This is a genomic window from Acidihalobacter sp. (assembly GCF_037381185.1).
Classification (GTDB): domain Bacteria; phylum Pseudomonadota; class Gammaproteobacteria; order DSM-5130; family Acidihalobacteraceae; genus Acidihalobacter_A.
Genome location: NZ_JARRQY010000025.1, coordinates 1 through 20,409, shown reverse-complemented (window position 1 = coordinate 20,409; position 20,409 = coordinate 1). Strand labels below are relative to the sequence as shown.

The 20,409-nt window shown below is 67.1% G+C and carries 26 protein-coding genes; 13 read left to right on the top strand and 13 right to left on the bottom strand.

The annotated features are described in order from the left end of the window. Window positions 1-3: 3 nt before the first annotated feature. The 12 genes from P8014_RS09875 to P8014_RS09820 all read left to right on the top strand — a co-directional run bounded on the left by P8014_RS09875 (window position 4) and on the right by P8014_RS09820 (window position 8,029). Window positions 4-711, top strand: a complete 708-nt coding sequence (locus P8014_RS09875; RefSeq protein ID WP_337817151.1) for a YeeE/YedE thiosulfate transporter family protein — start codon at window positions 4-6, stop codon at window positions 709-711. Between the two features lie 13 nt (window positions 712-724). Continuing rightward, a complete protein-coding gene (locus P8014_RS09870; RefSeq protein WP_337817150.1) occupies window positions 725-1,078 on the top strand; it encodes a sulfurtransferase TusA family protein in 354 nt (117 codons plus the stop codon). Between the two features lies 1 nt (window position 1,079). Next, window positions 1,080-1,289 carry a hypothetical protein gene (locus P8014_RS09865; RefSeq protein WP_337817149.1) on the top strand — a complete coding sequence of 70 codons (210 nt, stop codon included), beginning with the start codon at window positions 1,080-1,082 and terminating at the stop codon, window positions 1,287-1,289. 116 nt (window positions 1,290-1,405) lie between these two features. Next, window positions 1,406-1,687, top strand: coding sequence for a hypothetical protein (locus P8014_RS09860; RefSeq protein ID WP_337817148.1), 282 nt, complete (start codon window positions 1,406-1,408; stop codon window positions 1,685-1,687). A 3-nt stretch (window positions 1,688-1,690) separates the two neighbouring features. Next, window positions 1,691-2,656 carry a rhodanese-like domain-containing protein gene (locus P8014_RS09855; RefSeq protein ID WP_337817147.1) on the top strand — a complete coding sequence of 322 codons (966 nt, stop codon included), beginning with the start codon at window positions 1,691-1,693 and terminating at the stop codon, window positions 2,654-2,656. Beyond that, window positions 2,647-2,937 carry a hypothetical protein gene (locus tag P8014_RS09850; RefSeq protein WP_337817146.1) on the top strand — a complete coding sequence of 97 codons (291 nt, stop codon included), beginning with the start codon at window positions 2,647-2,649 and terminating at the stop codon, window positions 2,935-2,937. The genes P8014_RS09855 and P8014_RS09850 overlap by 10 nt, the downstream gene beginning before the upstream one ends. A 17-nt stretch (window positions 2,938-2,954) precedes the next feature. Then, the gene (locus P8014_RS09845) at window positions 2,955-3,227 is read left to right on the top strand and encodes a hypothetical protein (protein ID WP_337817145.1); all 273 of its coding nucleotides are present in this window, start codon (window positions 2,955-2,957) and stop codon (window positions 3,225-3,227) included. Window positions 3,228-3,252: 25 nt separating this feature from the next. Further along, on the top strand, window positions 3,253-3,435 hold the full coding sequence (locus P8014_RS09840; protein WP_337817144.1) for a hypothetical protein: 183 nt from the start codon (window positions 3,253-3,255) through the stop codon (window positions 3,433-3,435). 25 nt (window positions 3,436-3,460) lie between these two features. After that, a complete protein-coding gene (locus P8014_RS09835; RefSeq protein WP_337817143.1) occupies window positions 3,461-4,405 on the top strand; it encodes a sulfurtransferase in 945 nt (314 codons plus the stop codon). Between the two features lie 11 nt (window positions 4,406-4,416). Further along, window positions 4,417-5,082 carry a cytochrome c gene (locus tag P8014_RS09830; protein ID WP_337817142.1) on the top strand — a complete coding sequence of 222 codons (666 nt, stop codon included), beginning with the start codon at window positions 4,417-4,419 and terminating at the stop codon, window positions 5,080-5,082. A gap of 147 nt (window positions 5,083-5,229) precedes the next feature. Then, window positions 5,230-6,714 carry a GTPase gene (locus tag P8014_RS09825; RefSeq protein ID WP_337817141.1) on the top strand — a complete coding sequence of 495 codons (1,485 nt, stop codon included), beginning with the start codon at window positions 5,230-5,232 and terminating at the stop codon, window positions 6,712-6,714. Further along, complete coding sequence (locus P8014_RS09820) at window positions 6,641-8,029, top strand: GTP-binding protein (RefSeq protein WP_337817140.1); 1,389 nt, start codon at window positions 6,641-6,643, stop codon at window positions 8,027-8,029. The genes P8014_RS09825 and P8014_RS09820 overlap by 74 nt, the downstream gene beginning before the upstream one ends. On the opposite strand, the gene P8014_RS09815 is transcribed toward P8014_RS09820, so the two are convergent. The 13 genes from P8014_RS09815 to phnG all read right to left on the bottom strand — a co-directional run bounded on the left by P8014_RS09815 (window position 8,030) and on the right by phnG (window position 19,979). Beyond that, entirely contained in the window at window positions 8,030-8,737 is a 708-nt protein-coding gene (locus tag P8014_RS09815; protein WP_337817139.1) for a DUF1045 domain-containing protein, read from the bottom strand. A gap of 23 nt (window positions 8,738-8,760) precedes the next feature. After that, window positions 8,761-9,312, bottom strand: coding sequence for a phosphonate degradation HD-domain oxygenase (locus P8014_RS09810; RefSeq protein ID WP_337817138.1), 552 nt, complete (start codon window positions 9,310-9,312; stop codon window positions 8,761-8,763). A 36-nt stretch (window positions 9,313-9,348) separates the two neighbouring features. Next, the gene (locus P8014_RS09805) at window positions 9,349-10,146 is read right to left on the bottom strand and encodes an ABC transporter permease subunit (protein ID WP_337817137.1); all 798 of its coding nucleotides are present in this window, start codon (window positions 10,144-10,146) and stop codon (window positions 9,349-9,351) included. Beyond that, on the bottom strand, window positions 10,130-10,990 hold the full coding sequence (locus P8014_RS09800; protein ID WP_337817136.1) for a 2-aminoethylphosphonate ABC transporter permease subunit: 861 nt from the start codon (window positions 10,988-10,990) through the stop codon (window positions 10,130-10,132). Before P8014_RS09800 ends, P8014_RS09805 begins: the two co-directional genes overlap by 17 nt. Beyond that, window positions 10,990-12,150, bottom strand: a complete 1,161-nt coding sequence (locus P8014_RS09795) for an ABC transporter ATP-binding protein (RefSeq protein WP_337817135.1) — start codon at window positions 12,148-12,150, stop codon at window positions 10,990-10,992. Before P8014_RS09795 ends, P8014_RS09800 begins: the two co-directional genes overlap by 1 nt. Next, window positions 12,150-13,175 (bottom strand): 2-aminoethylphosphonate ABC transporter substrate-binding protein, encoded by a 1,026-nt coding sequence (locus P8014_RS09790; protein WP_337817134.1) that lies wholly within the window; start codon window positions 13,173-13,175, stop codon window positions 12,150-12,152. Before P8014_RS09790 ends, P8014_RS09795 begins: the two co-directional genes overlap by 1 nt. 160 nt (window positions 13,176-13,335) lie before the next feature. Then, a complete protein-coding gene (locus tag P8014_RS09785) occupies window positions 13,336-14,475 on the bottom strand; it encodes an alpha-D-ribose 1-methylphosphonate 5-triphosphate diphosphatase (protein WP_337817133.1) in 1,140 nt (379 codons plus the stop codon). Further along, a complete protein-coding gene (gene phnL / locus P8014_RS09780) occupies window positions 14,472-15,188 on the bottom strand; it encodes a phosphonate C-P lyase system protein PhnL (RefSeq protein ID WP_337817132.1) in 717 nt (238 codons plus the stop codon). Before phnL ends, P8014_RS09785 begins: the two co-directional genes overlap by 4 nt. 4 nt (window positions 15,189-15,192) lie before the next feature. Beyond that, window positions 15,193-15,969 carry a phosphonate C-P lyase system protein PhnK gene (gene phnK / locus P8014_RS09775; RefSeq protein WP_337817131.1) on the bottom strand — a complete coding sequence of 259 codons (777 nt, stop codon included), beginning with the start codon at window positions 15,967-15,969 and terminating at the stop codon, window positions 15,193-15,195. Further along, window positions 15,966-16,841 (bottom strand): alpha-D-ribose 1-methylphosphonate 5-phosphate C-P-lyase PhnJ, encoded by an 876-nt coding sequence (locus P8014_RS09770; protein WP_337817130.1) that lies wholly within the window; start codon window positions 16,839-16,841, stop codon window positions 15,966-15,968. The genes phnK and P8014_RS09770 overlap by 4 nt, the downstream gene beginning before the upstream one ends. A gap of 748 nt (window positions 16,842-17,589) precedes the next feature. Next, a complete protein-coding gene (locus P8014_RS09765) occupies window positions 17,590-18,684 on the bottom strand; it encodes a carbon-phosphorus lyase complex subunit PhnI (protein WP_337817129.1) in 1,095 nt (364 codons plus the stop codon). 267 nt (window positions 18,685-18,951) lie between these two features. Continuing rightward, window positions 18,952-19,536: a phosphonate C-P lyase system protein PhnH gene (phnH, locus tag P8014_RS09760; protein ID WP_337817128.1), complete on the bottom strand. Its 585-nt coding sequence runs from the start codon at window positions 19,534-19,536 to the stop codon at window positions 18,952-18,954. Then, window positions 19,533-19,979: a phosphonate C-P lyase system protein PhnG gene (phnG, locus tag P8014_RS09755; protein WP_337817127.1), complete on the bottom strand. Its 447-nt coding sequence runs from the start codon at window positions 19,977-19,979 to the stop codon at window positions 19,533-19,535. The genes phnH and phnG overlap by 4 nt, the downstream gene beginning before the upstream one ends. A gap of 119 nt (window positions 19,980-20,098) precedes the next feature. Between phnG and P8014_RS09750 the strand changes: the two genes are divergently transcribed. Further along, a partial coding sequence (locus tag P8014_RS09750) for a GntR family transcriptional regulator (protein ID WP_337817126.1) occupies window positions 20,099-20,409 on the top strand: 311 nt, incomplete at its 3' end.

Below are 20,409 nucleotides of genomic sequence, written 5' to 3'. Positions count from 1 at the left end.
GACATGGAACTTTCTTCCCTGACGCAATGCCTGGCCGCCTTCGTGTTCGGTTCCGTGGTCGGTTTTCTCGTACAGCGTTCGCGCTTCTGCAACACGGCCGCGCTACGCGACGCGATGTTGTTCAAGAGCTATCGCAACACCAAGGCGTTGCTGGTCTGCATGATGATTCTCACCGTCGGCTTCACCGCATTCATCAGCGTGGGCGGCGGTCATCCGATGCACTTCGAGGTGGGGCTGAATCAGGTCATCGGCCTGTTCCTGTTCGGCATCGGCATGGTGCTGGCCGGTGCGTGCACCGTGTCGACCTGGGTCAAGGCTGGCGAAGGCAACGTCGGTGCGATCTGGGCGTTGCTGTTCACCTTCATCGGCATGTTCCTGTTCTCGCTGTTCTGGTCGGTTTCCTGGTGGCCACCGGCGCCCCAGACCATGAGCGGCGCCGTGCATCTGGCCGGCCTGCAGCTCGGCTTCGCGAACGCCCAGACCCTGCAGCAGCAGACCGGCATACCGGCCGTCGTGTTCGGCCTGATTCAGGCGCTGGTGCTCGGCGGCATCTACTACGCCATCGTGCGCAAAGAGCGCGCCATGGCCGCGGCCCGCGAGCGTTCGCAGGCTGCGGCCGCAGCGGCGAAGAGCGCTGCAACCGCGGCGCCGGCCGCCGCCGGCACGGCCGCTGTGGAAGACGGTTTGGCGGCTGCGGGCAGCGAAAGCTGAGGCTAACGACTGTATGAACGAACGGGCGAACCAGTCGCCCCAAGAGGAGGAAACCGAGATGGGATTGTTCGGCAGCAAGAAGACGACCGAGGGCACGAACGGGGCGGGGGCTGCGGCCACGCTTGAGGACGGCCAGAGCGTGCAGCTCGACGAGTTGGTGGACTGTCTGGGCGATTCCTGTCCGCGCCCCCAGCTCATGACCAAGAAAGCGGTGGGCAAGCTGGGCGCGGGACAGGTGGTCGGCGTGAAGATCGACAACCCGACGTCCATGGAGGCCGTCGTCGCCATGGTGCCGGAGCTGGGCGGAACGCTGCTCGGCGCGCCCAAGGGCGAGCGCGGCTGGACGGTCGTGATCCGGAGAGACTGAGATGACCCGCGGGCAGTTGACGATGGGCGTGTTGGCGGTGTTGGTGGCGGCGTTGACGCTGGCGAGCGTGGCCTACATCACCATAGTCCGTCCGCCATACCTCAAGGCTACGCGCTACGGCGTGCCGTACTACACGCCGGAGGTGATCAATCCGGTAACCAACCAGCCGGTCGACGTGAACCGACTGGTGCAACGCTACCTGGGAGAGTGAGGCGATGAGTCTGTCCAGCTGGATTCAGATCGGCATGTTCTGCGTGGCGTTCGGCATCATGTGGGTCGCGTTCACGCAGGATCCCTTAGGCAAATGAAGAACAGCGGAGCCTGGCGATGAACAACGCGAAGATTCTGATTTTCTGCGGCGCCACGCTATTGGCGAGCGTGGGCGTCGCGGCGGCCCTGGTGCCGTTCGCCTCGGTGTCGCCCGACCGCGTGCAGCAGGCGCAGATCCCGATGCCGGTCGAGAACTTCGATCAGCCCATCGCGGTCGGACACGGGCACGGCGACGTGAGCGTCTCGCAACTGATGGAGTACTACGTCGAGCATCCGCCGAAGGCGGTAGCGACGGGACAGGACGCCGCTGCGCCGGCGATGCAGTTCGGGGGCTGCTGAGAGGTGAAGCGGCTGCTGGCGATCTGTGCGCTTTGCCTGAGCGCCACGGCGGCGCAGGCGGCGGGCCTGGCCTACACGACCGACACGGGACTGCTTAAGAACCGGGCGGTGGTGTTGCTCGACGTGCGGCCCCTGGCGCAGTGCGAACGCAGTTCGGTTGAGGGGGCCAAATGCCTGCCCGCTGAGGACCTGCTCGGCCCTCACGGCAGCCTGCCGGATTTTCGCCAGATCATGTGGCTGTTCGGTACCGAGGGGCTGGCAGGGGGAGAAAGCGTGCTGGTGCTCGGCAACCGGCCGGAGCGCCGCGACTTCGTGGCGGGGCTGCTCTATCTGGCCGGACAGCGTGAGGTGCGGGTGATGCGCCGTCCGCTGGAGGCGGTTCTGAAAACGGATGGCGTTGCCACGGCGCGCGGTCAGCGCCGATCGCAGATCGCCGATCCGATCTACCAGGCGGCGCCGCGCGACGGGCTGATCGTGTTCCGGTCGGAGCTGCGCCGGGCATTGGCATCGGCGAATCCGCCGCGCCTGCTGGATGGCCGCCCGGCCGACGCTTACGCCGGGAGGCGGATCGAGGCCGCGCGTGGCGGACATATCCCCGGTGCCGAATCATTCCCTTACGCCTCCCTGCGTAACGGATCGGCGGTGCTGCCGCCGGCCAAAGCCTTCGCCGGCGCCGTCGTCTATGCCGCCGGACCGGAGAGCGGCATCGCCTACTTCGCGCGTTTGCAGGCGGGGTTGGACGCGAACGTTCAGGTGTACATAGGCGGCTGGCGCGAGTGGGCGGCGCATACCGCGCTGCCGGCGGACGACGTCACCTATGCCGGCCCGAGTCGCGTGACGCTGAAGCTGTCGAACAATCCGCCGGAACGCTGGCCGACGATTTTGCTGGCCCTGGTCGCCGCGTTGGGCGGCGGGATGTTGGCCGCGGGCACCGTGCTGTTAACGAGAAGGAGTCATTCATGGAGTTGATGTTCGTCGTTTCGTGCCGCGAGGCCGGTGAGCAATTGCGGCAGCTGGCGTGTGCCTGCCGCCGCCGGGGCATCGATTGGGGATGCTTCTTCACCGGCGCCGGTGTCGGCGTGCTGCTGAACGAGGGGATGTCGGAGGTAATCCAGTGCGCGCGCAAGGCGGTGGCCTGCGAGCACTCCTGGGAGCGTTTCGGCGGCGCCGACGACTGCCCGGTCGAGCTGGGCAGCCAGACCGACCACAGCGCGATGATCGCCGAAGCCGGCAAAGTCGTCAGCCTGTAGCGAGGAGTGTAACTGCGATGGATATCAAAAAGATCGTTCTGCTCGGGCGCCGCGACCAGACCGAGGCCATGCGCGTGGCGGCCGGGTTGACCATTTTCGGCCATGAGGTCCGGCTGGTGTTCGTGGGGCGCGAGGTGGCCGATACGGAGGAGAACCGCGCCCAGGCCGAGCTGCTCGAACTGGCCGACGTGGAGCCGCAAAGCACGTTGCCCGATTCGGAGCTGCCGCATCTGAGCGAGGCGGCGCTGGTCGAGCTGTGTCTGCGCTCGGACGCCGTGCTCAGCCTGTGACGGCGACGCTATCCAAGGAGGAGATGTGAACGTTGTGGTGTTGGATACCGGGATGTTCCCGGAGCAGGAAACGCTGACGGCGGCGCTCGACGACCTGACGCCGGCGCATTACGTGTACCGCTACGATCTGCGCGTCTCGCGCAGCGAGGAGGAGTGGGATCAACTCATGGACGAGGTGTTGTCGGCGGACCGTGTGTTCACGGTCTGACTCACTGCAGAGGGAGGGATCGAATATGACTATAAAGAGGATTTTGATCGGAACGGCGCTGGCCGCGGCTTCAGGCCTGGCGTTCGGCGCGGAGTCGGCACCGGCGCTGGTCAGCCCCGCCTGGGTGGCGGCAAACGCCTGCAAGTCCGGCGTGGTGGTCTTGGATATCCGCAGCCCGGTGGGCGGCGGCGGCAATAAATTCACCTACCTGCGCGGGCATGTACCCTGTGCGGTCTACAGCAACTACAAGACCGCAGGCTGGCGGGTGAAGGAGAAAGGCGTGCCGGGCATGCTGCCGTCCGTGGCCAGCCTGAACAAGCTGATCGGCGGTCTGGGCATCGACAACACGGCGCACGTGGTCATCTACGCCGGTGGCGGCAATGCGCTGGACATGGGCAGCGCCACGCGCGTGTTCTGGACGTTCAAGGTGCTGGGGGACGACAACGTTTCCGTTATGGACGGCGGCTACAAGGCCTACGTGGCCGGCAAGCATCCGGTCAAGCGCGGTGCGCACAAGCTGTCTTCGGCACAGTTCTCCGGTCATCTTGATGCCGCGCTGCTGGCGACCGAGGCGAACGTCGAGCAGGCGATCAAGACGGGTAACGAGAAGCTGATCGACAATCGGCCTTCGGCGCAGTACCTCGGTATCGTGAAGTCCGGAGCGGACAAGCGCGCCGGCACCTTGCCGGGCGCTTCCAATCTGCCGCAGAGTTGGTTCACGGTGAACGACGGCGGCAAGTTCCGCTCGGCGGCCCAACTCAAGGAGCTGTATCGGCACGCCGGGGTGCCGACCAGCGGCCGGCAGATCAATTTCTGCAATACCGGCCACTGGGCTTCGCTGGGCTGGTTCGTGAGCTACGAGCTGCTGGGCAACAAGCAGGCGAAGGTCTACGACGGCTCGATGACGCAGTGGTCGCGTAATCCGCAACTGCCGATGGTGACGAAGGTCAAGCTGTCGCAGGCGAACTGAGCGGAGCACGCATGCGACATCGCTCGATTTCGACGCTGCTGGGCAAATTGCTGCCCTGTATTGTCGTTGCGGTTCTGGCGGCGCCCGTCACGGGTGTCGCCGGGCCTTTGCGGACGGGGAACGCCGCCCGCAATTTCTCGGCGGTGCTGCTGGATCTGCAGGGCGACGCGGGGCGTCTGGACGCCGCGCGCCTGCCCGCCGTGCAGCGACCCGTCGTCGAGGCACGGGTGAGCGCTTTCCTGAATGTCCTGCCGCTGCTGGCGCGCGAGTATCTGGCCGCCGACGGACGACTCGAGACGGCGACCGTGGCGCGCCTGCACGCATTGGAGTCCGCGTATCGGACCGGTGACAAGGCCGGTTTCCGGCGCCGTCTGGAGGCCTTGCTCAGCGATTTTCCGCTGGACACGCGCAGACTGACGCAAACGCCGGTTTCGGATGCCCAGATCCGTTGGGCAAAACGCACCTATCGCGCGCAATGCATGTCGTGCCATGGCCATCAAGAGCCGGACTCGGCCATGCCGGCACCGAATCTGTTCGCCTGGGCGCACGAGATGAAGCCCGAAACGTTCGCGGCGCGGCTGATCGTCGGCCTGCGCGGCACCCCGTCCATCAATCTGCGCAATCCGCTCAGCGAATCCCAGATGGCGGCGCTGATCGCCTATTTTCGCCGTAACTAGGCGGACCACGCAGAACCCTGTATCGCTGCGTCCTACGTGCAGGCTGGATGGCACCTTCCAAAGTACGACAAGTGACATCTCCACCCGGCGCCCGTATAGAATCGTCGACATGATCTGCGACGTTTCCACTTTCATTGTTCCACGCCGATGGCTCTGAAACCCACGCTGCGCTGGGCGCTGGCCGCAGCGGTCGTGCTGGTGTTTCTGCTGCTGCTGGTATTGTCCCTGGTGCTTACCGACCTGCTGCTGCGCGTGTGGGAGCGCCTGGCGCAGACGCCGCCCTGGGTGTTCTACACTTGGCTGGCGGTGTTCCTGGCCCTGGTCGGCGCCGGTGTCTGGCTGATCGTGAGGCTGTTGCGCCCGCCGCGCCAGGCGTTGGCTCCGACCGCGTCGCCGTTGACCGAAAGCGAGCTGGACGAACGCCTGCAGCAGGCGGCGGAACGCGGGGTGGACGTGGAGACGGCACGTGCGGAGCTGGCCGAGCTGGGCCGGCGGCGCGAGGCGGGGTCGTTGTACGTTGCGTTGTTCGGCGAGGTCAGCGTGGGCAAGAGCAGCCTGATTCGCGCACTGGTCCCGGATGCCGAGGCGGAGGTTGGTGTGGAGGCCGGCGTGACGCGCGACGTGCGTCACTACCGCTGGCGTTCGCCGGAAGGCGACGAGCTGGTGCTGGCCGACGTGCCCGGCACCGGCGAGGTCGGCGGCGAGCTGGAGACGCTGGCGCGCGAGGAGGCGCAGCGCGCGCAGCTGGTGGTGTTCGTCGCCGAGGGCGACCTCACGCACAGCGAACATCAGGCGCTGACCGCTCTGGCCGAGCTGCACAAGCCGCTGGTGCTGGCGGTGAACAAGCAGGATCGTTATGACGCCGGAGAGCTTGAGACGATCCTCGCGCGCATACGCGAGCGCTTGCGCGAGGCCGGCGTGCCGGCGCCGGTGGTGACGGTCAGTGCCGGCGGCGTGCGTGAGGTGGTGCGCGAGCTGCCGGACGGTGGCGAGGCGCGCGAAACGCGTGCGCTGGTGCCGCAGGTCGAGGGTCTGCGCAAGGCGCTGACACGCGCGGTGGAAAGCGATGCCGGGCTGTTCGACCGGTTGCGCGACGGGGCGGTCTTCGCGTTGGCCGCGCACAAGCTGGAGCAGGCCGAGCTGGGTTGGCGTCGCGAGCAGGCCGACAAGCTGATCCGCAAGACTTCGCGCAAGGCGGCGCTGGCCGCACTGGCGACGGTGGCGCCGGGGGCGGACGTGCTGGTGCAGGGCTACCTCGGCACGGGGTTGGTGCGCGGGCTGTGCGAGCTGTACGGCGTGCCGGTGCAGGAAATCGATGTGGAGCAGTTGCTCAAGCTCCTGCAGACTCGCCTGGGCCGGGTCACGCCGCTGGTGCTCAGTGTGGTGGGCAACGGTCTCAAGGCTTTCCCGGGGCTGGGCACGGTGGTCGGCGGCGTGGTGCAGGCCGTTGCATACGGATTGATTTTCGATGCTTTGGGGCGTGCGGTGGCGCGCACCTTGGAGCGCCGCGGCGCGCTGAGCCAGGGTGCGGTGGAGCAGTCGTTCAAGGAGGTGCTGGGTGAAGATCTGGAAGCGCGTGCGCGCGGCCTGGCCGCCTGGCTGGTCGAGACGCGCGGCCGACACGGAGACTGAGCCGGAAGCGCCGATGGAGGGCGAGGCCGGCGCACGTCATCTGGCGCTGGCGCGCGAGAGTTTGCGCGAACTGCTCGACGATCCGCGCGTGCCCGAGACGGTGCGTGCCGGACTGGCGGAGGATTACGAGCGCGTGCGCCGCCTGCTCGACAAGCTTGAGGAGGGCACGGTGCATGTCGCTGTGTTCGGACGTGTCAGCGTGGGCAAGTCGGCGCTACTCAATGCGCTGCTCGGTGCCGAGCGTTTCGCGGTCAGTCCGCTGCACGGCGAGACGCGCGTCAGCGCGCACGCGCAATGGGACGCCTTCGATGCCGGAGGCGTGTATCTGATCGACACGCCGGGCATCAACGAGGTCGATGGCGAGGAGCGTGCGCGCCTGGCGCACGACGTGGCCGCCGAGTCGGACGTGGTGTTGTTCGTGGTCGACGGCGATCTGACCGAGGTGGAGTTCGAGGCGCTCAAGCAGGTGGCCGGCGAGCACGCCGCGGTGCTGCTGGTGTTGAACAAGGTCGACCGCTACACCGCCGACGAACGCGAGCGCCTCAGCGAGGTGCTGGCGCGGCGCGTGGCGGGGGTGCTGCCGGAGGGGCGGCTGGTGTTGGCCAGCGCACGCCCGGCCGAGCGGGTACGCGTGCGGGTGGATGCCGAGGGGCGCGAGACGGAGTCGGTGGAACGTCCGCCTGCGGACATTACCGCGCTCGAGGAGCGTCTGTGGGCGGTGCTCGAGGTCGAAGGCAAGACCTTGGCCGCACTCAATGCGGGCCTGTTTGCCGGCCGCTTGAGCGAGCGGGTCACGGCGCGCGTGCTGGAAGTGAAGCGTGAACTCGGCGAGCGCGTGATCCGCATGTACAGCCTGGCCAAGGGGGTGGCGGTGGGTTTCAATCCGCTGCCGGGGGCCGACCTGGTGGCAGCGGTGGCGCTGGACGTGAGCATGGTGGTGCACCTGGGCAAGGTCTACGGTCTGCCGCTGTCGCGCGCCGAGGCTGGAAGGCTGGTGGCGGTGATCTCCGGCCAGCTGATCGCGCTGATGGGCTCGGCTTGGGCGATCAATCTGGTCGCCTCGCTGCTCAAGCTGGGCAGCGGCGGCTTGTCGACCCTGGCGACGGGGACGGCGCAGGGCGCCGTGGCCTGGTATGCGACCTACGTGGTCGGCCGGGCGGCCGAGCGTTATCTGGCGGCCGGCAAGTCCTGGGGCGAGGGCGGGCCCAAGCGGCGGGTGCGGGAGATCCTCGATTCACTGGATCGCGACTCGCTGCTGCGCGAGGCGCGCGAGGAGCTGCTGGCGCGGCTGCGACGGGCTCCTGCGCAGGAGTAATTAGTTGGTTCTAGCCGTGCCGAGGAAGGGAAAGCGATCGACGAGGCGAAATGGAGCTTGCGGCATTGCTTGGTGGTACAGCGCCAGGTTCTCGACGTGCCGTGGTTCGGCCAGCGCCGATGCGAACCAGCTGTGTAGCTGTCGCTGCAGACGGTCGGCCTCGGCGGCCGGCAAACGGCCGGTCAGGGTCAGGTGAAAGCGGAATTCCTCGCATACGTAGGGATAGCCCCAGCGCGCGAGCAGCGCATCCTGGTGGGGGGACAGCCCGGTTTGGCGACGCTGGGCCAGTTCCTGTTGCGTCGGCGGTGCGCGCAGATCGTCGAACGCGCGCACGCAGTCCTCACCCAAGCGATGCAATTCCGGCGATTTCGCGTCTGGTGTAAGGGCCAGGAAGCCGCCGAGGCTGCGCACGATCAGCGGCGGCAGTTCGAAGGGCGTCCGGTTTGCCGCGAAGGCGCGTAGACGCTGTCGCAGCTCGTCTTCCAGACGAGTTTCGCGCAGGCGCATGGGCGGCTTGAGTGTGGCATGCCAGCCGTAGCGGCGCGGCGTGGCGGTCAGGGACGTCCATTCCTGTGCATCTAAGCCGGCCGGCGGGGCGAACTCGCGGCCGTCTTCGGGATCGCGTCCGAGCCAAGCGATACCGCGCTCCCACAGTACGTCGCTTCTTGCCGGAGCATAGTAGATCGCCCAGCGGGCCGTATCGGACATGGCGCTACCTTCGTTTTGCCGCGTTATTGTCTGGCGATGGGTCGCAGATATTCTGCGAAATAGACCAGCGAGGGCGTCTGCGCGTCGATGTCCTTGGCCGCGTCGTCCCAACGTCTGAGTCTAACCGCATCCTGTGCATACGGCCTGTCGGCGAAGGCACGTGCGGCGTCGGGAGTCATCGGTCCGCCCTGCAGCGCCAGGCTCGCCACGGATTCTTCCGACAACTGCCCGATATAGCCCGTTTCCATGCAGCACAGGTAGCGTTTGGCTTCGACGTGGAGGTGTACCGGTTCCCACACGTCGGCGTCGAAGACGGGCTTGAGCCAACCGAGGGCGCGATACTCGTGGCGGTCGTCCAGACCATGAGCGCTGGCATGTTCGCCGAGATCGTGTGCCAGATGGCCGATGTCGTGGAACAGTGCCGCCGCCACCAGGTTCGCGGGTGCGCCTTCCTCCAGCGCCAATGTCGCTGCCTGTAGGGCGTGCTGCAGCTGGCTGACGTCTTCGCCGTCGTAGCGGGCGTGGCCGTGGGTTCCCAGCGTTTCGATCAGCTGCGCGAAAGTCGTGGCGGGCATAGGCGGTTACCTGGCAAGAAGTTGGGATGAAGAAAATCAGCTGCGCCGGGGGTGGCGGCCGAGGCGGTTCAGGACAAGCAGGGCGATGACGGTCGCAGCGAGCAGCAATACGCTCAGCGCCGCGCCGGAGAAGATCGAGCCGCGGTTGGTCAGGGCGTAGACATCCACCGGGGCGGTCACCCAGCCGGGCGGGTAGAGCATGATGGTGGCGCCGAGTTCGCCCATCGACAGGGCGAAGCCGAGGCTGGCGGCCGCGGCGATGTACGGGCGCAGCAGCGGCAGGGTGACGCCGAAGAGAATTCTGGCCGGGCTGGCGCCGAGGCTGGCAGCGACCTGTTCGTAGGCTTCCGGCAGGCGGGCGAGGCCGGCGCGAATGCCGCTGTAGGCGTAGGCGGTGATCAGTGTCACATGCGCGATGATGACCAGCGCCGGACTGCCGTTGAGCAGCAGCGGCGGACGGCTGAAGGCGACCAGCAGGGCCAGGCCGACGGTGACGGTCGGCAGCGTGATGGGCGTGATGTAGACGGCGTCGATGACGCGTTGCGCGGCGCCGTTCAGGCGCCGGCTCGCCAGCGCCCCCCAGGTGCCGAGGACGACGGCGCACAGGGTGGCGCTGGCGGCAGTGGCCAAGCTGGCGAATAGGGCGTGGCCGCGCGCGTCCTGCAGTGCGTCGAGCAGGTTGCCGAAGCCGAGCTGGCTCGGCAGCACGCCGTTCCACTGTCCGGCTAGCGCGGCCAGCAGCAACATGAGCAGCGGCAGTCCGAAGAACACCGCGGAGAGCAGGAAGAACGTGCCCCAGGCCAGGCGTCGAGCGAACTTAGAGTGGAAGAGCATGGTCGCGCTGCAGGCGGTTGAAGGACAGGCGGTACAGGGCGTACAGCGCCAGCGACAGGACGATGCTGACTACGGCGATGACGCTGGCCTGGGCGTAGTCGAATTCCTGGATGGCCTTGCCGTAGATGAGCATGGGCAGGGTGATGACGCCCTTGGCCCCGAGATAGAAGATGATGCCGAATTCGTTGAGCGTGAGCATGAGCGTGAGGCTGCCGCCGGCGAGCAGGGCCGGCAGTGCGGCTGGGGCGATGATTTCGCGCAGCACCTGCCAGGGGCTGGCGCCGAGGCTTTGCGCCACTTCGATCTGCGCGCGTTCTATGGTGCCGAAGGCCGCCAGCAGCAGGCGCAGGACGAAAGGCGTGTAGAAGGTCGTCTCGGCCAGCACCACGCCGGTGGTGGTGTAGAGGAAATTCAGCGGTGGCACGCTGGTGTGCAGAAGCTGCATCAGGCTGGCGTTGACCAGGCCTGCGGCGCCGTAGATAAAGGTCAGCGACAGTGCGATGAGGAACGACGGATAGGCGAGAAACGCGTCGATGAAGCGGCTCAGCAGGCTGCTGCCGGGGAACGGCACGAAGGCGAGCAGTACCGCCAGCACGCCGCCCAGAAGCAGGCATCCCAGCGTCGATAGCAGGCCGATCTGCAGGGTGTGACCGAGCGCGGAGAGGAAGATCGGCGCGTGCAGCACGCGCAGATAATGCGCGGCGCCGCCGCTCAGCGATTGCTGGACCAGTTCGTACAGCGGGAAGAAGAACACCAGACCGAGCACTGCCAGCGGCGGCAGCAGCCAGAGCGTGCGGGGCAGACGGAGTCCCCGGCGTATGCGCAGCGGCAGCGGTGTGGACATCAGACGTCCCGGGCCAGCAGCCAGCCGGCGGTTGGCGCGAAAGACAGTGTGGTACGGTTGCCGACGGCGGGAGGCGGCAGCGCCGCGTTGGCCTCCACGTGCAGCGTCTGGCCTTCGGCTTCGAGTTCGATGCGATAGTGCGAGCCTTTCCATTCGGCACCGAGCACCCGGCTGTCGAGGCGATTGTTCATACCGGCGGCGGGTTCCAGGCTCAGCAGGTGCGGACGCAGGCACAACCAGCCGGGGCCGGGGGCACCGGTCCAGTCATCGGGGCGCGGTACGCGCAGCACCTGCTTGCCCAGGCAGACGTTCAGCATGTCGTCGTTGTCCGGATGCTGCGGGATTTCCACGGCGAGCAGATTGGTCTGGCCGAGAAATTCAGCGGTGAAGCGGTTGGGCGGCCGATCGTAGAGGCGCTTGGGGACATCCAGCGCCAGAAGTTCGCCGTCGCGCAGCAAGCCGACGCGGTCGGCCAGCGCCAGCGCCTCGCTTTGATCGTGGGTCACGAACAGCATGGTCAGGTCGGGCAGTTCGCGGTGCAGCGTGATGAGTTCACCCAGCATTTCCCGACGCAGTGGCGCGTCCAGCGCGGAGAGTGGCTCGTCCATGAGCAGCACGTCGGGACGGATGGCCAGCGCGCGGGCCAGTGCGACGCGCTGCTGCTGTCCGCCGGAGAGGTCCAGCGGCCGGCGCCGCGCATATTGGCGCATGCCGACCAGTTCCAGGTAGTGCTCTATGCGTGTCCGCATCTCCGCGCGTGGCAGGCGGCGCGCCCGGAGCCCAAAGGCGACGTTGTCGGCCACGCTCATGTGCGGAAACAGCGCGTAGTTCTGCACTACGATGCCGAAGCCGCGCTGCTGCGGGGAGAGGCCGGAGATGTCGCGGCCGTGCAGTCGGATGTGTCCCTCGGCGATCGGTATGAAGCCGGCCAGCGCGCGCAGGGCGGTGGTTTTGCCCGAGCCGGAAGGGCCGAGCAGGGCGAGCGCTTCGCCGGCGTGCAGCGTGAGGTCGAAGCCGCTGAGCGCGGTTTGCCGGCCGTAGCGGATGCCGACCCCGTCGAAGCGGATGTGCTCGATAGATGCCGCGGGTTCGCGTTCGGCATGGCTGCCGGGAGCGGATAACGCTCCCGGCAGCGGCAGGCTGGGGGTGCCCGCGTTCATCAACTACCGGTGACCTGCTGCCAGCGGCTGATGTCGCCGCTCAGTCCGCCGAGGACGGCGTTCCAGTCCGGCGTCCACACGGTCACGCCGTGCATGATCTGCTGCAGTTGCTTGTAGGCGGCGTCGTGCGGATGCACGTCGGTGCGCGCCGGGAAGCCGCGGGCCAGCGAGGCGACGCGATCCTGCGCCCAGCGGCCGAGCATGAAATCGATCAGCTTGCGTGCGGCCTCGGCATGCGGCGCGTTCTTGACCATGGCGATCTCGTACGGCAGGGCGAAGGTGTAGCGCTTGCCGTCGGCCGAGGTGGGGAAAAAGATGGCGATGTTGGGGTAGGAACGGGTCTGCGCGAAGTTCATCTGCACGTCACCGTTGGCCACCCAGAGTTCGCCCTTGTTGACCAGCGCGGCCAGACGGCCGGTGGAAGAGGAAGGGCCGACGTTGTTGGCCTGCAGTTTCTGCAGGTAGCCGAAGCCGGCGTCCTTGCCGCCGAAGGCCTTGATCGCCTGGAACATGAACGCGGTGCCGTCGCCGGCCTGGCCCGGGGTGGAGTACTGCAGGCGCTGGCGGAAGCGTGGGTCGAGCAGGTTGTCATAGCTGGTGGGCGCGTTCTTGAGCACCTGCTTGTTGTAGATCATGCAGGGGTAGTTGTTGACCATCGCGTACCACAGGCCCTTGCTGCTCTTGAGATCGGCGGGGATGTGCTGCGCACCGGCCGGCTCGAAGGACTGCAGCACGCCTTCGGCGGCGGCCTTCTGCATGAACGGCGGCAGGGTGACGAGCACATCGGCCTGCGGGTTGTAGCGTTCGGCCATCACGCGGTTGACGACCACGCCGGAACCGCCTTCGATGTACTGAACCTGGATGCCGGTCTTCTCGGTGAAGCGTTTGAAGACCTCTGCGTACCAGTTGGGTTTGCCGTCGTGCAGACCGTCGGCGCTGTAGACGGTGACGACTTGGGCGCCCAGCGCTGTCGAAGCGGACAGCGCCAGGGCAGCGAGTACGAACAGGCGAATCAAGGACTTCATGGCCGTGCCTTTGCTGGTGGTTGATGAATGGCAGAGGCTAAACAGGGCGTGTGAAATCAGGATTTATGCACGGTGAATTTGTGGTTGAGTCGCCATGGATCAATCCGGCGATTGGCAGGAATCACATCGGCTCCCGCCAATCGCCGTACATGGAGTCGAGTTAGGCGACGATGCGACCCGCCCGCCATACGCGGCGGATGACGGGGCCGTGCACGTTGGGCGTGAAACGCACGAGGTCGGCGCGCAGTCCAGGGGCGATGGCACCGCGGTCATGCAGGCCGAGCATGCGTGCCGGGGTGGCGGTGACGGTGGCTAAGGCCGCGGAAGGCGCGAAGTCGGACTCGCTCAGTCGCCACGCGGCGTGCAGCAGGCTGCGCGGCATGTAGTCCGAGGAGAAGCAGTCCAGCAGGCCTTCGGCGGCCAGTTCGTCGGCTGAGACGTTGCCGGAGTGCGAGCCGCCCCGGACCATGTTCGGTGCGCCCATGATGGTGGCCATGCCGTGTTCGTGTGCCGCGCGCGCGGCCTCCACGGTGGTCGGGAATTCGCTGATGCGCACGCCCTCGGCATGGGCCTCGCGCACGTGCGCTGCGGTGGCGTCGTCGTGACTGGCCATAGGCAGGCCGGTGTCGCGACAGCGGGCGCTGACATGGTCGCGGTTGGGCTGGGCATGCTCGGCCTGGATGCTGAGGCGCTGTTCGATCTGACGCGCCAGCTCGGCTTCGGTGATGTCGTATTTGCCCAGATAGTATTCGCGATACTTTTCCATGCTGACGAACTGGCGCTGTCCCGGCGTGTGGTCCATCAGCGATACCAGACCGACTTGCGCCCGCCCGACGTAGTGGTCGAATTCCTCGGTCATGCCGGGGACTGCGACTTCGCAGCGCAGGTGCACGCGGTGCTCGGCGCGCAGCAGGCCGGCGCCGATCGCGTGGTCGAGGTGGTCCAGCACATCGCCGCAGAGATCCTTGCGGTAGGCCTTGCCGGTGTCGTGGCCAATGGCGATGGCGTCGAACACGGTGGTGATGCCGGCGCCAGTGATCGCCGCGTCGTGCGCCAGCAGTGCCTGCATGGTTGGCCAGCGTACGCCCGGACGGGGGAAGGTCTGGGTTTCGATGTGATCGGTGTGCAGCTCGATCAGGCCGGGCACTACGTAGTCGCCAGCGAGATCTTCGGCGGCGGGCAGGCTGGTGTGCCCAGGGTCCACGGCGGCGATGAGTCCGTCGCGCAGCAGCAAGGTGCCGTGGACGACTTCGTCGGGCAGGACGATTCGGGCGTTGGTCAGGATGCGTTCGGTATTCATGCGGCCTCGCGGGTTGTGCCGACGGTGTGTTCCCGGGCGCACAGGGCGTTGCGCGCCTCGGCGTCGTGGAAGATGCCGATGATGGCGCAGCCACGGTCGCGCGCCTCCTCGATGAGTTCGATGACGATGCGCCGGTTGTCCGCGTCCAGCGACGCGGTGGGCTCGTCCAGCAGCAGCACGGGCCGCGGCAGCACCAGGCCGCGGGCGATGTTGACGCGCTGCTGCTCGCCACCGGAGAAGGTGGCCGGCGGCAGCGGCCACAGCCGTTGCGGAATCTGCAGGCGCGCGAGCAGCGCTTCGGCGCGTTCGCGCGCTTCGTCGGCGGCCATGCCGGCGGCCTCCAGCGGTTCGGCGACGAGGTCGACGCTGGCCACGCGCGGGATCACACGCAGGAACTGGCTGACGTAACCCAGCGTGCGGGCGCGTACATCGAGTACTTGCCGCGGTTCGGCGTCGGCCAGTTCGCACCAGCCGTCGCCGTGGCGGATGCGGATGCTGCTGCCCGGCTCCGGCAGGTAGTTGCGGTAGATGCAGCGCAGCAGGGTCGACTTGCCGCTGCCCGAGGCGCCGGCCAGCGCCAGGCATTCGCCGCGGCGCAGGTCCAGGCTCTGGTCGGCCAGCACCGGCAGGCGCACACCGCCCTGCAGGTGGGCGATGAAGGATTTTGCCAGCCGTCGCACTTCGAGCACGGTCTGAGGGTCGTGGAGTTCCATGTCGCTATCCCTTCAAGATCGAAGACACCAGCAGCTGGGTGTAGGCATGCTGGGGATCGTCGAGGACCTGGTCGGTAAGACCTTCCTCGACCACTCGGCCGTTCTGCATGATCATCAGGCGGTGCGCGAGCAGGCGGATGACCGCCAGATCGTGGGTGACGATCACCACCGCCAGTCCGAGTTCGTGCACCAGGCGGCGCAGGATGTCGAGCAGGCGCGCCTGCACCGAGACGTCCAGCCCGCCGGTGGGTTCGTCCATCAGCAGCAGCCGCGGCTGGGTGACTAGGTTGCGCGCCAGTTGCACGCGCTGCTGCATGCCGCCGGAGAATTCGCGCGGCGGGTCGTCCATGCGTGCGCGCGGGATTTCCACCGCTTCCAGCCAGTCGCCGGCGGTCTCGCGCAGCCGGCCGTAATGGCGCGTCCCGGTTTGCATCAGGCGTTCTGCGATGTTGCCGCCCGCCGAGACGTCCATACGCAGGCCATCGCGCGGGTTCTGACGCACGATGCCGATGTCGGTGCGCAGCAGCCGGCGGCGCGCGGCTTCGCCGAGCGCGTGCAGATCGACGATGCCGTCCCCGCGCGTCGCGTAGCGCACGTTGCCCGCGCCGGGCGCGAGATCGCCGGCAAGCAGGCGCAGCAGCGTGGTCTTGCCGGCGCCGGATTCGCCGGCAATGCCCAGTACCTCGCCGGGGTGGAGGTCGAAGCTCACCTCGCGGCAGCCGGCGCCGCCGCCGTAGCGGTAGCCCAGCCGATCGACCTGCAACAGCGGTGCGGCGCTCATGCGGTTTCTTCCCTTGCAACGGCCTGACGGCGGCCGCAGTAGTCGGTGTCGGAGCACACGTGCAGGCGCGTGCCGCGGTCGTCGACGATGATCTCGTCGAGATAGCTGTCGCGTGCGCCGCACAGTGCGCAGGCTGCGTCCCAATGCTCCACTTCGAAGGGATGGTCTTCGAAGTCCAGGCTGCGCACGTCGGTGTACGGCGGCACGGCATAGAGTCTGCGCTCGCGCCCGGCGCCGAACAGCAGCAGGGCGGGGTTGTGGTGCAGCTTGGGGTTGTCGAACTTCGGAATCGGGCTGGGCGACATGAGGTAGCGGTCGTTGACGCTTACCGGATAGTCGTAGGTCTGGTGGATGCGCCCGTAGCGCACGATCTGTTCGTACAAACGGGTCTGCATGGCGCCGTACTCGGACCAGGCGTGCATGCGCCGGGTTTCGGTCTCGCGTGGCTCGAGCCAGCGCAGCGGCTCGGGGATAGGCACCTGGAACACCAGCACCTGGCCCTCGCGCAGCCGCGTCTCGGGAATGCGGTGGCGGGTCTGGATCAGCGTCGCCTCGGCCGTGTCGGTGGTGGTGCGCACGCCGGCGGTGCGGGCGAAGAAACGCCGTATGCTGACCGCATTGGTGGTGTCGTCCGCGCCCTGGTCGATGACCTTGAGCACATCGTCGCGGCCGAGCACGGCGGCGGTGACCTGGATGCCGCCGGTGCCCCAGCCGTAGGGCAGGGGCATTTCGCGCGAGCCGAAGGGTACCTGGTAGCCGGGGATGGCCACGGCCTTGAGCAGGGCGCGGCGGATCATGCGCTTGGTCTGCTCGTCGAGGTAGGCGAAGTTGTAGCCGGCCAAGCCGGCGGCGGTCGTTTCTGGCGCGTTCATGCTGGGTGATCCGTTGGCGCGTGTTTTTGGTGCTGGGTTTGGAGTCCGGCCGTTGGAGGTTGCGCGGGGTTTCGGGCGCGAATCGGCGCATGGCGACTTCGCTTGAAATCAGTGACGCGCCCGAGAGACTTTCTTTGAACGCCCAAAGAAAGTCTCCAAAGAAATGCGCCCCCAAGATCGCTTGTCCCTACGGGCAACCTCGCGAACGCACGCTTGAACGGGGCGCGCAGCCAAGCACCCTCCTGGCGCAGGCTGCTTGGCCGGCGTCCTGCCGGCCAACCCCGTTCAACCGCACGCTCGCGAGGCAAGTGATCAGGGGGAAGGCACGTCAAGGGCAAAACAGAGCGAGTCGGAAGCTCGCTGTACTCGGTTAGTCGAGTCGTTGCGCGTGCATGCGAGTTGCGTCCGGTTGGTCTTTGGGTTCCCGTTGAGCCCTTGCCTTGGCCGTGCGTTGCAGCACGGGCTCGGGCGGCAGGACGCCGCCCGAGCAGCCTCGTGCCCTGATGGCACGTGGCTGCGGTGCCCCGTGGCGCAAGGTACGGCCGAGGTTGCCCGTTAGGACCAAGGACTTCCGGGTGGCTTTCTTTGGCGGCTTTCTTTGGACAAGCAAAGAAAGCCACTCGCACGCGTGCGCCGTACGACAGACAAGAACTCAAATGCCCATAGCGTGCGAAACGAGACCTCCCACGCCAGATTCGCGCTAGATCAAGTTCACCAGGAATATCTGCACTCACTGAACCCGCCGCGTTCATACGTCGTCCTCCGACGCCGCATCCTCCCAGCCGGCACGCAACGCGCGCAGGGTGTCCAGCTCGGACTGGAAGTCGACGTAGTGCGGCAGCTTGAGGTGCTCGACGAAGCCGGTGGCCTGCACGTTGTCGGCATGCATGAGGACGAACTCCTGATCCTGCGCGGGAGCTTTCGCCTCTTCGCCCAGCTCGGCGGCGCGCAGCGCGCGGTCGACCAGCGCCATGGAGATGGCCTTGCGCTCGCCATGGCCGAAGCACAGCCCGTAGCCGCGGGTGAACTGCGGCGGGGTTTCGGTGTTGCCGGCGAACTGGTTGACCATCTGGCATTCGGTCAGCTCGATCTCGCCGAGTTCGATCGGAAAGCCGAGAGATTCGGGTTCGAACTCGACGGTCACCGCGCCTACGCGCAGCTCGCCGACGAAGGGGTGGCTGTCGCCGTAGCCGCGCTGGGTCGAGTAGCCCATGGCCAGCAGGAAGCCCTCGTCGGCGCGCGCCAGGGTCTGCAGGCGCAGGTCGCGGCCGGCGGGAAAGGCCAGCGGTTCGCGCGACACGTCGCCGGCCTCCGCGGCGCCGTCCTCCGTACGTTCGGCTTCGATCAGGCCGTCGCCGTCGAGTACGTCGGTGACCCGCGGCATCGGGATGTCTTCGGACGTCGCCGAACTCTGCGTGGCGGGCGGCGGCGTGCCGCCGGCGGCCAGCGTGAAGTCGAGCAGGCGGTGGCTGTAGTCGAAGGTGGGGCCGAGCACCTGACCGCCGGGGACGTCTTTGAAGATGGCGGAGATGCGCCGGCGTACGCGCATGCCTGCGGTGTCGACTGGGTGTGTGTTGCCCCAGCGCGGGAGGGTCGTGCGGTAGGCGCGCAGCAGGAAGATTGCTTCGATTAGGTCGCCGTGCGCCTGCTTGATCGCCAGCGCGGCCAGCTCGCGGTCGTAGAGCGAACCCTCGGCCATGACGCGGTCGACGGCCCGTCCGAGCTGGTTTTCGAGCTGCGCCAGCTCGAGTTCCGGTTGCGTCGGGTCGCCGCGGCGTTCCTCGGCGAGCCAGCGGTGCGCGTTGGCGATCGCCTGTTCGCCGCCTTTTACCGATACGTACATGTTAGGGCCTGCTCATACTGTGAACGATCTGCTGCCGGAGCCGCTTTCCTTGGCCTGCCGAGCGCCGCGAACACGGCGTGGCTCGGCTATAGGTGTGAGCGGCAACATCACCGGACGCAGAAAGCGGCTCGGCCCTACGGTTTGTGTCCGCTTGGTCGCCACTCGGTGTTGCTCGTCGTTCATTTGGAGTCATCAAACTTCTCTCCTCGCGCCTTGACTGGCGGTCAATCGAACACAACAGCAGGCCGTTCATAGTGTGATCAGGTCCTAGGCTTCGATGCGGGTGGTGCGCGGAAGGCCGCAGAGACGCTTGCCGCTGCACAGGAAGACGTCCAGTCCGCGCGGGAAGCGGCGGGCGGCATCGCGCCAGTAGTCGAGCAGCGCCGGCGGCAGGCCGCGAACCTTGAGGGTGACGCGCTCCGCGATTCCGGGGCCCGACAACTCCAGCGGATCGCCTTCGCCCAGCGCCTCGACCGTGAGCACGAGGGTGGCGGATGCGTCCGGATAGGTTTCGCTGCCTTGAGCGAAGTCCAGCGGGTTCGGCATGCCCTCTCGCGCGTCGAGGAAGGCGAAGACGGCTTCCGATGGACGCTCTGCGATCGGCGCGCCGCAGTGGAAGCGCAGATAGTCGGCGGCGACTTGCGTGGCGGCGCTCAGCCATAGCGGCGTGTCGTGGTCGGCGAGCGCCAGCGCCAGCGCTGCGGCTGCGGCGCAGAGGCCGGGCGCAGGGCGCGCGCTGGACAGCTCGCGTATCGAACCGGGCCGCGCCAGCGCTTCAAGCGCTTCGCGGAAACAGGCTTGCGAGTCATGCACCGGATCGTCGAAGCCGCGTAAATTCTCCGTGCTGATCATTGCGACTCCCTCGCCAGGGTGAAGAATTCGACGCGCGTGGCGTCGGCCTTGCGCCGATCCTCTTCGGCACGCAGGTGCAGGCTTTTGCGCACCGGTTCCAGCAGCTGGGTCACGATGTGGTCGCGGTGTCGTCCTGCCTGCAGCAGTGCGTCGAAAACGGCTACCAGTTCGGCGCGGCGGTGGTCGCGGCCGAGCACGTAGCCCTGGCCTATGAACTCGCCCAGGCCGGCCACGGCGCGGGTCACGCTGATTTCGCCGAGATTGAAGCGCCGTCCGTCACCGCCGGCGCGGCCTTGCGCCATGACCAGGCCGGTCTCCGGCCTTTTCAGCAGAATGTAGTCGGGGTGCGGCAAGGGCAGTGCTTCCCAGGCCGCGTCCAATTGCTCGCGGGTGGCGCGGTTGAGCAGGCTCAGCCAGCGCTGGCGGTCTTCGGCGGTGTCCATGTGGCGTTCGTGCATGTGGTTGCGAGTAAATTGGTATAGACGTATAGACTATTTGTAAATAGACTGCCGGGCAAGTGAAGTTTTTCTTGCCTGACGGTGGATGTATGGACGGACACGGTATGCCGCGTTGGCGGCAGATTTACGGGACGCTCGCCGAAGAGATGCAACAGGGCATCCTGCGTCCCGGGCAGCGTCTGCCTACCGAGCCCGAGCTGGCGGAGCGCTTCGGCGTCAATCGTCACACTCTGCGCCGCGCGATGGCGGAGCTGCGCGACGACGGTCTGGTACGTATCGAGCGCGGTCGCGGCACTTTCGTGCAGGAAGAAGTGATCGACTACCCGGTGACGCGGCGGACTCGCTTTTCCGACATCATGATCATGTCCGACCATGAGCCGGGCCAGCGCGCCTTGCGCGCGCTGGAAATGCCGGC

What these genes read in the sequence shown, in the direction of transcription:
- P8014_RS09875 (WP_337817151.1), top strand. Translation starts at nt 4, where the DNA reads ATGGAACTTTCTTCCCTGACGCAATGCCTGGCCGCCTTCGTGTTCGGT.
- P8014_RS09870 (WP_337817150.1), top strand. Translation starts at nt 725, where the DNA reads ATGAACGAACGGGCGAACCAGTCGCCCCAAGAGGAGGAAACCGAGATG.
- P8014_RS09865 (WP_337817149.1), top strand. Translation starts at nt 1,080, where the DNA reads ATGACCCGCGGGCAGTTGACGATGGGCGTGTTGGCGGTGTTGGTGGCG.
- P8014_RS09860 (WP_337817148.1), top strand. Translation starts at nt 1,406, where the DNA reads ATGAACAACGCGAAGATTCTGATTTTCTGCGGCGCCACGCTATTGGCG.
- P8014_RS09850 (WP_337817146.1), top strand. Translation starts at nt 2,647, where the DNA reads ATGGAGTTGATGTTCGTCGTTTCGTGCCGCGAGGCCGGTGAGCAATTG.
- P8014_RS09845 (WP_337817145.1), top strand. Translation starts at nt 2,955, where the DNA reads ATGGATATCAAAAAGATCGTTCTGCTCGGGCGCCGCGACCAGACCGAG.
- P8014_RS09835 (WP_337817143.1), top strand. Translation starts at nt 3,461, where the DNA reads ATGACTATAAAGAGGATTTTGATCGGAACGGCGCTGGCCGCGGCTTCA.
- P8014_RS09830 (WP_337817142.1), top strand. Translation starts at nt 4,417, where the DNA reads ATGCGACATCGCTCGATTTCGACGCTGCTGGGCAAATTGCTGCCCTGT.
- P8014_RS09825 (WP_337817141.1), top strand. Translation starts at nt 5,230, where the DNA reads ATGGCTCTGAAACCCACGCTGCGCTGGGCGCTGGCCGCAGCGGTCGTG.
- P8014_RS09815 (WP_337817139.1), bottom strand. Translation starts at nt 8,737, where the DNA reads ATGTCCGATACGGCCCGCTGGGCGATCTACTATGCTCCGGCAAGAAGC.
- P8014_RS09810 (WP_337817138.1), bottom strand. Translation starts at nt 9,312, where the DNA reads ATGCCCGCCACGACTTTCGCGCAGCTGATCGAAACGCTGGGAACCCAC.
- P8014_RS09805 (WP_337817137.1), bottom strand. Translation starts at nt 10,146, where the DNA reads ATGCTCTTCCACTCTAAGTTCGCTCGACGCCTGGCCTGGGGCACGTTC.
- P8014_RS09800 (WP_337817136.1), bottom strand. Translation starts at nt 10,990, where the DNA reads ATGTCCACACCGCTGCCGCTGCGCATACGCCGGGGACTCCGTCTGCCC.
- P8014_RS09795 (WP_337817135.1), bottom strand. Translation starts at nt 12,150, where the DNA reads ATGAACGCGGGCACCCCCAGCCTGCCGCTGCCGGGAGCGTTATCCGCT.
- P8014_RS09790 (WP_337817134.1), bottom strand. Translation starts at nt 13,175, where the DNA reads ATGAAGTCCTTGATTCGCCTGTTCGTACTCGCTGCCCTGGCGCTGTCC.
- P8014_RS09785 (WP_337817133.1), bottom strand. Translation starts at nt 14,475, where the DNA reads ATGAATACCGAACGCATCCTGACCAACGCCCGAATCGTCCTGCCCGAC.
- phnL (WP_337817132.1), bottom strand. Translation starts at nt 15,188, where the DNA reads ATGGAACTCCACGACCCTCAGACCGTGCTCGAAGTGCGACGGCTGGCA.
- phnK (WP_337817131.1), bottom strand. Translation starts at nt 15,969, where the DNA reads ATGAGCGCCGCACCGCTGTTGCAGGTCGATCGGCTGGGCTACCGCTAC.
- P8014_RS09770 (WP_337817130.1), bottom strand. Translation starts at nt 16,841, where the DNA reads ATGAACGCGCCAGAAACGACCGCCGCCGGCTTGGCCGGCTACAACTTC.
- P8014_RS09765 (WP_337817129.1), bottom strand. Translation starts at nt 18,684, where the DNA reads ATGTACGTATCGGTAAAAGGCGGCGAACAGGCGATCGCCAACGCGCAC.
- phnH (WP_337817128.1), bottom strand. Translation starts at nt 19,536, where the DNA reads ATGATCAGCACGGAGAATTTACGCGGCTTCGACGATCCGGTGCATGAC.
- phnG (WP_337817127.1), bottom strand. Translation starts at nt 19,979, where the DNA reads ATGGACACCGCCGAAGACCGCCAGCGCTGGCTGAGCCTGCTCAACCGC.